This window comes from Pseudomonas sp. SDO5271_S396, assembly GCF_054071795.1.
Window position 1 is genome coordinate 57,193 of the sequence record NZ_JBSVWB010000003.1, and the last position, 13,282, is coordinate 70,474.

Annotated in this window: 11 protein-coding genes; 4 read left to right on the forward strand and 7 right to left on the reverse strand. The window is 62.1% G+C overall.

Annotated features, from left to right (window positions below; genetic code table 11):
• Window positions 1–22 precede the first annotated feature (22 nt).
• Window positions 23–2,677 (reverse strand): DNA gyrase subunit A, encoded by a 2,655-nt coding sequence (gene gyrA / locus ACW9IN_RS03380; RefSeq protein ID WP_457364537.1) that lies wholly within the window; start codon window positions 2,675–2,677, stop codon window positions 23–25.
• Between the two features lie 422 nt (window positions 2,678–3,099).
• The gene (gene mtnA / locus ACW9IN_RS03385; protein ID WP_457364538.1) at window positions 3,100–4,176 is read right to left on the reverse strand and encodes an S-methyl-5-thioribose-1-phosphate isomerase; all 1,077 of its coding nucleotides are present in this window, start codon (window positions 4,174–4,176) and stop codon (window positions 3,100–3,102) included.
• Between the two features lie 110 nt (window positions 4,177–4,286).
• On the opposite strand from mtnA, the gene ACW9IN_RS03390 reads away from it, so the two are divergent.
• The 4 genes from ACW9IN_RS03390 (at window position 4,287) to ACW9IN_RS03405 (ending at window position 7,879) form a co-directional block, all read left to right on the forward strand.
• The gene (locus tag ACW9IN_RS03390) at window positions 4,287–5,618 is read left to right on the forward strand and encodes a TRZ/ATZ family hydrolase (protein ID WP_457364539.1); all 1,332 of its coding nucleotides are present in this window, start codon (window positions 4,287–4,289) and stop codon (window positions 5,616–5,618) included.
• Between the two features lie 63 nt (window positions 5,619–5,681).
• Window positions 5,682–6,380: a bifunctional 2-polyprenyl-6-hydroxyphenol methylase/3-demethylubiquinol 3-O-methyltransferase UbiG gene (ubiG, locus tag ACW9IN_RS03395; RefSeq protein ID WP_010211967.1), complete on the forward strand. Its 699-nt coding sequence runs from the start codon at window positions 5,682–5,684 to the stop codon at window positions 6,378–6,380.
• Between the two features lie 4 nt (window positions 6,381–6,384).
• Window positions 6,385–7,056: an N-acetylmuramic acid 6-phosphate phosphatase MupP gene (gene mupP / locus ACW9IN_RS03400; RefSeq protein ID WP_457364540.1), complete on the forward strand. Its 672-nt coding sequence runs from the start codon at window positions 6,385–6,387 to the stop codon at window positions 7,054–7,056.
• An 82-nt stretch (window positions 7,057–7,138) separates the two neighbouring features.
• Complete coding sequence (locus tag ACW9IN_RS03405) at window positions 7,139–7,879, forward strand: YciK family oxidoreductase (RefSeq protein ID WP_457364541.1); 741 nt, start codon at window positions 7,139–7,141, stop codon at window positions 7,877–7,879.
• Between the two features lie 136 nt (window positions 7,880–8,015).
• On the opposite strand, the gene ACW9IN_RS03410 is transcribed toward ACW9IN_RS03405, so the two are convergent.
• From ACW9IN_RS03410 to ACW9IN_RS03430, 5 genes are read right to left on the reverse strand one after another with little or no spacing between them, the layout of a single operon-like run.
• Window positions 8,016–9,530 carry an ABC transporter substrate-binding protein gene (locus ACW9IN_RS03410; RefSeq protein WP_457364542.1) on the reverse strand — a complete coding sequence of 505 codons (1,515 nt, stop codon included), beginning with the start codon at window positions 9,528–9,530 and terminating at the stop codon, window positions 8,016–8,018.
• Window positions 9,512–10,531: an ABC transporter ATP-binding protein gene (locus tag ACW9IN_RS03415; protein ID WP_457364543.1), complete on the reverse strand. Its 1,020-nt coding sequence runs from the start codon at window positions 10,529–10,531 to the stop codon at window positions 9,512–9,514. The genes ACW9IN_RS03410 and ACW9IN_RS03415 overlap by 19 nt, the downstream gene beginning before the upstream one ends.
• A complete protein-coding gene (locus tag ACW9IN_RS03420) occupies window positions 10,528–11,484 on the reverse strand; it encodes an ABC transporter ATP-binding protein (RefSeq protein ID WP_457364544.1) in 957 nt (318 codons plus the stop codon). The genes ACW9IN_RS03415 and ACW9IN_RS03420 overlap by 4 nt, the downstream gene beginning before the upstream one ends.
• Window positions 11,481–12,338 carry an ABC transporter permease gene (locus ACW9IN_RS03425; RefSeq protein WP_457364545.1) on the reverse strand — a complete coding sequence of 286 codons (858 nt, stop codon included), beginning with the start codon at window positions 12,336–12,338 and terminating at the stop codon, window positions 11,481–11,483. The genes ACW9IN_RS03420 and ACW9IN_RS03425 overlap by 4 nt, the downstream gene beginning before the upstream one ends.
• The gene (locus ACW9IN_RS03430; RefSeq protein WP_457364546.1) at window positions 12,335–13,282 is read right to left on the reverse strand and encodes an ABC transporter permease; all 948 of its coding nucleotides are present in this window, start codon (window positions 13,280–13,282) and stop codon (window positions 12,335–12,337) included. Before ACW9IN_RS03430 ends, ACW9IN_RS03425 begins: the two co-directional genes overlap by 4 nt.

Here is a 13,282-nt window from a genome sequence, read left to right on the forward strand (position 1 = left end):
CATCCGCCCCCTGCGTGCCCGCTTATTCCTGCGGTTCTTCTTCGTCCGCGGCAGCATCGAGGGTTGGCTCGTCGACGTTGTCATCGCCAGCGGCGATCACCTCGCCCTCGAAGCCCTCGGCTTCCAGCTCCTCGCCTTCGACTTCCGACGGTTCCTGAACCCGCTCCAGACCCACCAGGGTCTCGTCGCTGGCCAGCTTGATCAAGGTCACGCCCTGAGTGTTACGGCCCAGGCTCGACACTTCATCCACACGGGTACGCACCAGAGTGCCCTGGTCGGAAATCAGCATGATCTCCTCACCATCAAGCACCTGCACTGCGCCAACCAGGCGGCCATTGCGGTCGTTGCTGACCATGGCGATCACGCCCTGGCCGCCACGCTTGTACTCCGGGAACTCGCTGATAGCGGTACGCTTGCCGTAACCACGCGCCGACGCGGTGAGGATCTGGCTGCCCTCTTCCGGAATCAGCATCGAAATCAGCTTCTGTCCTTCCGGCAGACGCATGCCGCGCACACCACGGGCGGTACGACCCATGGCGCGAACGTCGGATTCCTTGAAGCGCGTGACCTTGCCGCCATCGGAGAACAGCATGACTTCACGCTCGCCATCGGTGATGGCCGCAGAAATCAACACATCGCCTTCATCCAGCTCCAGGGCAATCAGGCCCACGCTGCGCTGACGACTGAAGGATTCCAGCGGGGTCTTCTTCACGGTGCCGTTGGCGGTTGCCATGAAGATGTAGTGACCTTCGGTGTATTCCTCGACCGGCAGCATGGTGGTGATGTATTCGCCATCATCCAGCGGCAGCAGGTTGACCAGCGGACGACCCCGGGCAGCACGGGACGCTTCCGGGATTTCGTAGGTTTTCAGCCAGTACACCTTGCCCTTGCTGGAGAACAACAGCAGCGTGGTGTGACTGTTGGCGACCAGCAGGTGAGCGATGTAGTCCTCGTCCTTCACGCCAGTAGCCGACTTGCCTTTACCGCCACGACGCTGGGCCTGGTACGCAGCCAATGGCTGGGTCTTGGCATAGCCGCCATGGGAGATGGTCACCACGCGATCTTCTTCCGGGATCATGTCACCCAGGGTCAGGTCCAGGCGGGCATCGAGGATTTCGGTGCGGCGCACATCGCCGTATTCGGCGCGGATCACTTCCAGTTCTTCGCGGATCACTTCCATCAGGCGCACGGCGCTGCTGAGGATGCGGATCAGCTCGCCGATCTGGTTGAGAATCTCCTGGTACTCGGCCAGCAGCTTCTCGTGCTCCAGACCGGTCAGGCGGTGCAGGCGCAGTTCCAGAATGGCCTGGGCCTGTTCCGGTGACAGGAAATACTTGCCCTCGCGCATGCCGTACTGCGGGTCGAGGTTTTCCGGACGGCACGAGTCGGCACCGGCGCGCTCGACCATGGTCATCACCGCACTGGACTCCCAAGGCGTGCTGATCAGCGCTTCCTTGGCTTCCGACGGAGTCGGCGATGCCTTGATCAACGCGATCACCGGATCGATGTTCGACAGCGCAACCGCCTGGCCTTCCAGGATGTGCCCGCGTTCGCGAGCCTTGCGCAGCTCGAACACGGTGCGGCGGGTAACCACTTCGCGACGGTGACGCACGAAGGCTTCCAGCAAGTCCTTGAGGTTCAGGATCCGTGGACGGCCATCGATCAGCGCGACGATGTTGATACCAAACACGCTCTGCAGTTGGGTCTGGGCGTAGAGGTTGTTGAGGATCACCTCCGGCACTTCGCCACGACGCAGCTCGATCACGACACGCATGCCGTCCTTGTCGGACTCGTCACGCAGTTCGGTGATGCCTTCGAGCTTCTTCTCCTTGACCAGCTCGGCGATCTTTTCGATCAGGCGAGCCTTGTTCAACTGGTAAGGAAGTTCGGTGATGACGATTTGCTGACGACCACCGACCTTGTCGATGTCTTCGATGGTGGAACGCGCGCGCATGTAAATGCGGCCACGGCCAGTCCGGTAGGCTTCGATGATACCGGCACGACCGTTGATGATCGCGGCGGTCGGGAAGTCCGGCCCGGGAATGTATTGCATCAGCTCATCGACGGTCAGCTCGGGGTTGTCGATGAGGGCCAGGCAACCGTCGATGACTTCACCGAGGTTGTGCGGCGGGATGTTGGTCGCCATGCCCACGGCAATACCGCTGGAACCGTTGACGAGCAGGTTGGGGATCTTGGTCGGCATGACCGCCGGGATCATTTCGGTGCCGTCGTAGTTCGGCACCCAGTCCACGGTTTCTTTATGCAGGTCGGCCAGCAGTTCGTGCGCCAGCTTGGTCATGCGCACTTCGGTGTATCGCATGGCAGCTGCGTTGTCGCCGTCGACCGAACCGAAGTTGCCCTGCCCGTCTACCAGCAGGTAGCGCAGGGAGAACGGCTGAGCCATCCGGACGATGGTGTCGTACACCGCAGTGTCACCGTGAGGGTGATACTTACCGATCACGTCACCGACAACACGGGCAGATTTCTTGTACGGCTTGTTCCAGTCGTTACCCAGCTCGCTCATCGCGAACAGCACACGCCGGTGCACGGGCTTCAAGCCATCGCGCGCATCAGGCAGTGCCCGACCGACAATCACGCTCATCGCGTAGTCGAGGTAGGACTGTTTCAGCTCGTCTTCGATATTGACCGGGAGGATTTCTTTGGCCAGTTCGCCCATGAGAAGCCTGATTCCTTTTTCGGGTGAAACCTCGTCACATCCATATGGGACGAACGAAGCTCGCCGCCGCCGGCCGAGTGCCTGACAACGACTTACGACAAATCAACGAGTTATGACACGGATCTGCACGTTAGAGGCAGCCCCTCGGGGCAACCCTGGAAACCGCCGGATGTTATCACAATCGCCGCCACGCACCTATCCCCCTGACGCGCATGGAGCATAGTTAGTTGACGGATGACAGGCTTGAGGGCGACGAGAGAGGCTCAGAGGCTGTCCCGCGCTATTTTCAGGGGGCTGATCCAATGGATTTGTTGACTTTCAACGCCAATCGCTGGCAAGCCCGCTCCCACATTTTGACCTGTGAACACATTCCATGTGGGAGCAGGCTTGCCTGCGATGACGACTTCGCCGGCGCCAACCCCTTAATGCAGCCGCTTGCGGCACATCAATTTGGCCAGCTTGGCAGTGTCCGGCCGCTCGACGACGCCCTTTTCAGTCACGATCACGTCAATGAGGTCGGCGGGGGTCACGTCGAACACCGGATTGTAGGCCTGCACATCCGCAGCAAACCTCTGTCCGGCCACCTCCAGCAGCTCATCGGCATCCCGCTCTTCAAGCGCAACATCATCGCCACTGGCTATCATCAGATCCAGGGTCGAGCTGGGCGCCACCACCATGAAGCGCACGCCATGGTGCATGGCGGATACCGCCAACTGATAGGTGCCGATCTTGCTGATCACATCGCCATTGGCCGCAATGCAGTCGGCGCCGACGACCACCCAGGTCACCCCTTTGGTCTTGAGAATATGGGCGCCCGCCGAATCGGCGTTGACGGTCACCGGAATGCCCTCGCCCGCCAGCTCCCATGCCGTCAACCGCGAACCCTGGAGCCAGGGCCGGGTTTCGTTGGCATAGACCTGCTCGACCATGCCTTCCAGGAAAGCCGCACGAATCACGCCGAGGGCCGTGCCCACTCCCCCCGTCGCCAGCGCGCCGGCATTGCCATGGGTGAGAATCGCCTGGGCGTTCCCCTGGTGCTTGCGGATCAGCTCCACCCCTAACTGGGCCATGGTCAGGTTGGCTTCGCGGTCGCTCTGATGGATCGCGATCGCCTCGGCCTCCAGCGCGGCCAGCGGATCGGCGTGCTTCTTGAGACGGTCCAGGCGGTCGCGCATGCTTTTCAGCGCCCAGAACAGGTTTGACGCGGTTGGACGGCTATCGGCCAAGAGCGCGTAGTCTTCCTCCCAGCCCGCCTGCCAGTCACCGCCCTCGGCGATCCGTTCACGGGCGGCGAGTACCAGGCCATAGGCGGCGGCAATGCCGATCGCCGCCGCCCCGCGCACGACCATCCCGCGAATGGCCGCGGCGACCTCGTCGACCGTGGCGCAGGCCACCCAACTTTCCCGGGACGGCAAGGCACGCTGATCGAGCAGGTACAGCGCGCCATCACGCCAATCGATGGCCTTCACTCTCTCCGCAGCCAACAGTCGATCGCGCATCCCTTACTCCGCACTCATGAACAAAAGCCGCCGATTATAGCGATCCGCCAGTCAGGACGCTCGGGTATACTTCGCCCTTCTTTATATAGCTGCCCGGGAAGAAGCCTGCGATGACCACCACTGCCGCCCCGCTCGACCTCTTACTGCTGCCCACCTGGCTGGTACCTGTCGAACCCGCCGGCGTGGTGCTCAAGGAACACGGCCTGGGCATCCGCGACGGGCGCATTGCGTTTATCGGGCCACGAACGGCAGCGTTGAAGCTGGAGGCCCGCGAAGTGCGCGAACTGCCGGGCATGCTGCTCAGTCCCGGCCTGGTCAATGCCCACGGCCATGCGGCGATGAGCCTGTTTCGCGGGCTGGCCGACGACTTGCCCCTGATGACCTGGCTGGAAAAACACATCTGGCCCGCCGAAGCCAAGTGGGTCGACGAAGCGTTTGTGCGCGACGGCACCGACCTGGCCATCGCCGAGCAGCTCAAGGGCGGCATCACCTGCTTCTCCGACATGTACTTCTACCCCAAGGTCGCCAGCGACTGCGTACACAACAGCGGCATACGCGCACAAATCGCATTCCCGATCCTCGACTTCCCGATCCCGGGCGCCAGCACTGCCGACGAGGCCATTCGCCAGGGCGTGGAATTGTTCGGCGACCTCAAGCATCACCCACGCATCAAAATCGTGTTCGGTCCCCATGCGCCCTATACCGTGTGCGATGAAAACCTGGAAAAGATCCGGATCATGGCCGAGGAGCTGGACGCCTCGATCCACATGCATGTGCATGAAACCGCGTTCGAGGTACAACAAGCCGTGGAACAGACCGGCGAGCGGCCGCTGGCGCGCCTGGGCCGCCTCGGCCTGCTGGGCCCACGCTTCCAGGCCGTTCACATGACCCAGATCAGCGAGGATGACCTGGCATTGCTGGTAGAAAGCAACACCAGCATCATCCACTGCCCGGAATCCAACCTGAAACTGGCCAGCGGCTTTTGCCCGGTTGAACGTCTGTGGCAGGCTGGCGTCAATGTGGCCATAGGGACCGACGGCGCCGCCAGTAACAATGACCTCGACCTGCTGGGCGAAACCCGCACCGCCGCGATGTTGGCCAAGGCCGTCGCCGGTGCTGCCACCGCCCTCGACGCCCACCGCGCCCTGCGCATGGCCACCCTCAACGGCGCGCGGGCCATGGGCCTGGAAACCGAGATCGGCTCACTGGAGGTGGGCAAGGCCGCGGATATCGTCGCTTTCGATCTGTCGGGGCTGGCGCAACAACCGGTCTACGACCCGGTCTCACAGCTTATATATGCCACCGGACGCGATTGTGTGAAACACCTTTGGGTCGCCGGCAAGCAACTGCTCGACGACCGGCAATTGACCCGCATGGATGAACAGCAACTGACCGCCACGGCGATCGCCTGGGGCCAGCGCATCAGCGGGCACACCGAATAACGCAGGTCCTGAACCTTGCCGTTCAGGACCGGCAAACCGATTATCAGATTCAGAGGATTCACCATGAGCAACGTCGACCACGCCGAGATCGCCAAATTCGAAGCCCTGGCCCACCGCTGGTGGGACCGCGAAAGCGAGTTCAAGCCCCTGCACGACATCAACCCGCTGCGGGTCAACTGGATTGACGAACGCGTCAACCTGGCCGGCAAAAAGGTGCTGGACGTGGGCTGCGGCGGCGGCATCCTCAGCGAAGCCATGGCGCAACGGGGCGCCACCGTGATGGGCATCGACATGGGCGAAGCCCCTCTGGCCGTGGCCCAACTGCACCAACTGGAATCCGGCGTGAACGTGGAATACCGCCAGATCACCGCCGAAGCCCTGGCGGAAGAAATGCCCGAGCAATTCGATGTGGTCACCTGCCTCGAAATGCTGGAACACGTGCCGGACCCTTCGTCGGTGATCCGCGCCTGCTTCCGCATGGTCAAGCCAGGCGGCCAAGTGTTCTTCTCCACCATCAATCGCAACCCCAAGGCTTACCTGTTTGCGATCATCGGCGCCGAATACATCATGAAGCTGCTGCCCCGCGGCACCCATGACTTCAAGAAATTCATTCGCCCGTCCGAGCTGGGGGCCTGGAGCCGTCAGGCCGGCTTGACCGTCAAGGACATCATCGGCCTGACCTACAACCCGCTGACCAAGCACTACAAGCTGGCCAACGACGTTGACGTCAACTACATGATCCAGACCCTGCGCGAGGAGTGAGCCTGTGAAGTTGCGAGCGGTTCTCTTCGATATGGACGGTACCTTGCTGGACACCGCGCCGGACTTTATCGCTATCTGCCAGGCCATGCGCGCCGACCGTGGCCTGGCGCCGATCAACCCTCAGCACATCCGCGATGAAATATCCGGCGGCGCGCGGGCGATGGTGGCCGTGACCTTCTCCAAGGACCCGGAATCCCCTGGTTTTGAAGCACTGCGCCAGGAATTCCTCGAGCGCTACCTCAAAGGCTGCGCGGTCCACAGCAAACTGTTCGACGGTATGGCCGAACTGCTGGAAGACCTCGAGAAGTCCAAGCTGATCTGGGGCGTGGTCACCAACAAGCCACTGCGCTTCGCCGAGCCGATCATGCAGCAGTTGGGCCTGGCCGAGCGCTCGGCGCTGCTGATCTGCCCGGATCACGTGAAAAACAGCAAACCGGACCCGGAACCCATGATCCTGGCCTGCAAGATGCTCGACCTGGACCCGGCCAGCGTGCTGTTTGTCGGCGATGACCTGCGCGATATCGAGTCTGGCCGTGACGCAGGCACCCGTACGGCGGCGGTGACCTACGGCTACATTCACCCGGACGACAACCCGCGCCACTGGGGCGCCGACGTGGTGGTGGATCACCCGCTCGAGCTGCGCAAGGTGCTGGATAACGCACTGTGCAGCTGCTAGGGCCAATGGAGACCTGAATATGGGATCTCTACAGCTTTCAAGTCTGGTGTTTGTACCCCGCTGAATTTTGTCGAGGCTATTTATGTTTGATTACTCCGCACGTCCAGAATTGCTCAAAGGCCGGGTCATCCTGGTGACTGGCGCCGGCCGCGGGATTGGCGCAGCGGCGGCGAAAACCTACGCCGCCCATGGCGCCACCGTGCTGTTGCTGGGCAAGACCGAAGCCAACCTGGCCCAGGTGTATGACGAAATCGAAGCTGCCGGCCAGCCTCAGCCGGTGGTGATCCCGTTCAACCTGGAGACCGCCCTGCCCCATCAATACGATGAGCTGGCGGCGATGATCGAAAAGGAGTTCGGCCACCTCGATGGTCTGCTGCACAACGCCTCGATCATCGGCCCGCGCACGCCGATCGAGCAGCTGTCGGGCGAAAATTTCATGCGGGTGATGCAGGTCAATGTCAGCGCGATGTTCATGCTGACCAGCACCTTGCTGCCTCTGCTCAAGCTGTCCCAGGATGCGTCGGTGGTGTTCACCTCCAGCAGCGTGGGGCGCAAGGGCCGTGCGTATTGGGGCGCTTACGGGGTATCGAAGTTTGCTACCGAAGGCCTGATGCAAACCCTGGCCGACGAACTCGACAGCGTTGCATCAGTACGCTCCAACAGCATCAACCCGGGCGGCACGCGCACGAGCATGCGGGCTCAGGCGTATCCGGGAGAAAACCCGATGGAAAGGCCCGCGCCTGAAGAGATCATGCCGGTGTATCTGTACCTGATGGGACCGGACAGTGCCGGCATCAATGGCCAGGCGTTCGACGCGCAGTAACAGGAAGGACGCAGATCCAAATGTGGGAGCGGACTTGCCCGCGAATGCGGTAGATCAGTCGATATCTCTGTTGACTGACACTCCGCTTTCGCGGGCAAGCCCGCTCCCACAGTTGTATTGCAGTGTTCTCTGGAACTTAGTTTTTCACCACTTCCTCGAGGGTGAAGCGACCCAGCGGGTTTTGCAGGAAGTTACTGATGTTCTTGCGTGAGATGTTGATATACGGGCTGTAGTACAAGTCGATCCAGTTCACATCCTGTTTCGCCAGTTTCTGCAGCTCCACATACATCTGCTCACGCTTGACCGGGTCAGACTCGATCCGAGCGGTCGCCACCAACTCCTTGACCTTGTCGTTCCTGTAGCGGGTCATGTAGTTCTGGTTGGTGTCGTGGCCCAGTACGAACGTGGTCTTCTGGTCCGGGTCGAGGATGTCGTTGGTCCAGTACATCACCGAGATATCGTAGTCACCGTCCACCAGCATCTGCCAACTCTGGGTCGGGTCGACCTTTTGCAGGTTGGCGGTCACGCCGACCTTGGCCAACTGGTCCTTGATGATCACCGCAATTTGCTCGTCGGCTTCGTTGCCGGCGTTGACCACGTAGTTGAGCTTCAAGTCCTTGGCACCCGCCTGCTCCAGCAGTTTCCTGGCGGCGGTCGGGTCGTACGGGCGTTGCAGGTTGTTGGCGTAGTGGTACAGCGAGCCCTTTGGAATGTAGGAATACGCCACAGTGCCCTGACCGAACGTGGCGGTCTTGACCAGCGATTGTTTGTCGATGGCCATGTCCAGCGCCTGACGCACTTCCGGCTTGGCCAACAGGCCGTGCTCGTGGTTGATCAACAGATGATCTTCACGGGTGGACGGGTCGGAATGCACCACTACGTTCTTGTCTTTCTTCAGCTCTTCGACCCGCGAGAACGGCACGAAGATCGCCGTATCCAGCTCGTTGTTCTGCACCATGCGCATGCGGGTGTTGTCGTCGGTCACCGAGACCCACTCCACGCCGTCCAGGCTCACATTTTTGGCCTGCCAGAAGTTCGGGTTCTTCTTGAGGATGACGCGATCGCCCTTGCGCCATTCATCAACGGTAAACGCGCCGGAGGTCACCGGGTTTTCCGAATAGGCGTCTTCGCCCATCTTGGTCATGGCTTTTTCCGACAGGATCGATACCGTCGGCGATGCCAGTTGCGAAAGGAAAGCCACAGCCGGGGTCTTCAGCGTGACTACCAGGGTTTTCGGATCCGTCGCCTTGGCGGTGTTGATCAGGTTGAACGGGTCAGCCCACAACGAAGCCTTGTTGTCACGGATGCGCAACAGGCTGAACGCCGCATCGTCAGCGGTAATCGTCGAGCCATCGGAGAACTTCGCGTCGCGCAGCTTGAAGGTGTAGGTCAGGCCGTCCTTGGAGATGTCCCAGCTTTCTGCCAGCCCTGGCTCCATCTTGGTGCCCAAATTGTCCACGCGCACCAGAGTGTCGTAGACGTTGGCGAACACCCAGGTGTCGCGGTTCTGCGCACTTTTGATCGGGTCGAACGTGGTGCTGTCTTCACGGCAGCCGATGGTCAGCACACCGGCGGCCTGGGCGAGACCGGCAGTCAGCGACCACGCCGTGAGCGTGGCGGCGGCGAGCAACTTCAAGTGACGGGATTGCATGTCATAACTCCTTGTTCATGAATGGCAGGAAGGTTCAACGGTTCTTCAAGCACGCAACTGTATCGATGCTCGTGCAGAAAATGGGTCGGCGGCAACACCACGGAACACATCGTCCGTGCATGCCGACAGCGCGGGTGAAAGGCGCAACCCGTGGGCAAGTTCAGCGGGCTCGGCGGTTCTCCCGGCAGGGGTTCGGCGGGCAGGGGCCGATGGGGATCGATCTCCGGAATCGCCTCGATCAGCGCCGCCGTATACGGATGGCGCGGCGCGGTGAACACCGCCTCCACCGGCCCTTCTTCGACGATCTTGCCCAGGTACATCACCGCCACGCGGTCGCACAGGCGCCGCACGATGGCCAAGTCATGGGCGATAAACAGGATTGCCAGGTTCATGCGTTGTTGCAGTTCCAGCAGCAGGTTGATGATCTGCCCCTGGATCGACACATCCAGCGCCGCCACGCACTCGTCAGCGACGATCAGGCGCGGCTCCACTGCCAGCGCCCGAGCGATGCCAACACGCTGGCACTGGCCGCCGCTGAGGGAGCCGGGTTTGCGGCTGGCCAACTCGGGGCGCAGGCCAACCAGGTCAAGCAGCTCATTCACACGAGCCGGAATCTGCTCTGGTGCGACCTTGCGTTGCACCCGCAGCACTTCGGCGATGGTTTCGCCGATGGTGTGACGCGGATTCAGCGCAGCGTAAGGGTCCTGGAAGATCATCGCGGTTTCATGGCGCAGGCGCGTGATGTCGAGCCCGCTGCCATGGGCCATATCGATACCGTCGAACAACACCTGCCCGGCACTGATCGGGTTCAAGTGCAGAATCGCCCGGCCCAGGGTGCTTTTACCGCTGCCCGACTCCCCCACCAGCCCCAGGGTTTCACCGGCGGCAAGGTTCAACGACACCCCGTTCACCGCCCTCACCCACTGCTTGTTCAACCCGAACAGGCCAGTGCCGGACGCAGCAAACTTCACCTCCAGGTCCTTGATCTGCAACAGGCTCATGGGTGCGCTCCCAACGGGTAATGACAGGCCACGCGCGCACCTTCGGGCAGCACCTCGGTGCACAAGGCGCCCACCTGCGGGCAGCGCGGATGGAAACGGCAACCGCCGGGCAAGGCATCCAGCAACGGCGGCTGACCGGGAATCGAGCGCAGCAGGGCATGACCGCTGCTGTGGGCCGGCTGGCAATCGATCAAACCCGCGGTGTAGGGATGCTGCGGCTGCGCCAGCAGGTCGTACTTGCTGCCGTGCTCGCACAGGCGCCCGGCGTACATCACGGCGATGGCGTCGCAGGTTTGCGCGACCACGCCCAGGTCATGGGTGATCATGATGATCGACAAGCCACGCTGGTCACGCAGGTCCAGCAGCAGACGCAGGATTTGCGCCTGCACCGTCACATCCAATGCGGTGGTCGGCTCGTCGGCGATCAACACCCTGGGGTTGCAGCCCAGGGCCACGGCGATCATCGCGCGTTGGCGCATGCCGCCGGAAAACTCGTGAGGGTAGTTGTCGACCCGCGCTTGCGGATCGGGAATGCCGACTTGGCGCAGTACCTCGATGGCCTGTTGGCGCGCTTCCTTTTTCGACGCGCCTTGATGCAAGCGGATGCCCTCGGCGATCTGCTCACCGATGCGCATCAGCGGGTCGAGGTGGCTGCTGGGGTTCTGAAAGATCATGCCCAGTTGCCCGCCTCGCACGGCACGCATCCCCGCGTCGTCGAGTGTCAGCAGATCCTGGCCAGCCAGCCGCACCGCGCCGCCCTGCACCCGCAGGTTGGGCGACGGCAATAGACGCATCAGCCCACGGCACGCCATGGTTTTGCCTGAACCGCTCTCGCCCACCAGACCGAGGATCTCGCCTTCGGCCAGGTCGAAAGACACACGGTCCACCAGCGTGACGTCGCGCCCGGCAGTGTGGGCGATCACGCTCAGGTCCCGTACCTGCAACAGGCTCATGAGCGATCCCCCAACACTTGCGCCACGCCATCGGCAAGCAGGCTGAAGCCCATGGCCAGGGTCACGATGGCCAGGCCCGGAAACGTGCAGATCCACCAGGCGGTGGTGATAAAGGCCTGGCCCTCGGCAACCATCGTCCCCCACTCCGCGGTGGGCGGTTGCACGCCCAGGCCCAGGTAACTCACGGCGGCGCCGTTGAGCAACACCAGCACCGCGTCCGACATGGAAAACACAATCGAGCCGAACAGCGCGTTGGGCAGCAAATGCCGGAACAGAATGCGCCCATGGCCAAACCCCAGGCTTTTGGCGGCCAGGGCAAAGTCACTCTCCTTGAGCACCAGAATCTGCGAGCGGATCAACCGCGCATACGACACCCAGCCCACCAGTGCCATGGCGATGTAAAAGCTCTGCAGGCCCGGGCCGAGGATGGCCATGATCGCCAGCATCAGCACCAGGAAAGGGAACGCCAGGATCACGTCTATCACACGCATGCAGAAGCTGTCGAAACGCCCGCCGATGTAACCCGAAACCGCGCCGATGAAGGTACCGATGATGAACGGGAAGATCACCCCGACGATGGCCAGTTGCAGGTCGATGCGTGCGCCCCAGATCACCCGCGACAGGATATCCCTGCCGTAGTTATCGGTGCCAAAGGGATGTGCCAGGCTGGGGCCGATCAAGCTGATCTCGGTGTTCTGCACGATGGGATCATAGGGCGCGATCCACGGCGCGAACAACGCCAGGGCCAGCCACCCCAGCAGAATCAGCAAGCCCCACGCGGCCGTCAGGCGGCCATTGCGAAAACCGAAACGCAGGCGCAAACGCCAGGGCGCGACCAACGGGCGACTGCTCATTGCATCTTCACTCGGGGATCGAGGGTGACCGTCACCACATCGGCGATGAAATTGACCACCACGGTCGCGCAGGCCAGCACCATGGCCACGCCCTGCACCACCATGTAGTCGCGGGTGAAGATGCCACGTACCAGCAATTGACCGATGCCGGGAATGGCGAACAGGCTTTCGATCACCACCGTGCCGCTGATCAGCCAACCAATGTTCACCGCCAGCAGGTTGACCGCCGGCACCAGCGAGTTGGGCAACACATGGCGGCGAAATACCAGCGCCTCCGACACCCCACGCGCCCGCGCGGCGGTGACGTGATCAGCCTGCAACTCCATCAACATGCTCGCCCGCAGGTTGCGCACCAGCACCGCCGACAACGCCAGGGCGATGGTCAGGCACGGCAGCACCATATGGTGGGCCTTGTCGAGCCAGGTGCGACCGTAGCCAGACACCGGGAACAAACCCCACTGCACACTCAGTAACAGAATCAGCATCAAGCCCAGCCAGAATGCCGGCATGCCCAGGCCAACGGTGGTGAACACGCGGATCAGGTTATCCGCCCAGCCGCCCTTGTTGCGCGCGGCCAGCGTGGCCAGCGGCACCGCGATCAACAGCGCCAACAGCACACTGCCGAGCACCAGCACCAGGGTCGGTTCGATGCGGGTGACGATCAGCTTCAGGGCATCGACCTTGTACAACAGCGATTGCCCAAGGTCACCCTTGAGCAGGTTCTTCAGGAAGTAGAAATATTGCTGCCACAGCGGTTGATCGAGACCGTATTGCGCACGGATCTTCAGCAGCGCATCCGGTGTGCTGCGCGAGCCCAGCAACGCGCGCGCCGGGTCACCGGGAATCGAGCGCACCAGCACGAAGGTGATCAGGCTGATGCCGAACAGCACCGGCAGCAATTGCAGCGGCCGGGACAACACAAAACGGTAGCGCGCCAGGTTCAT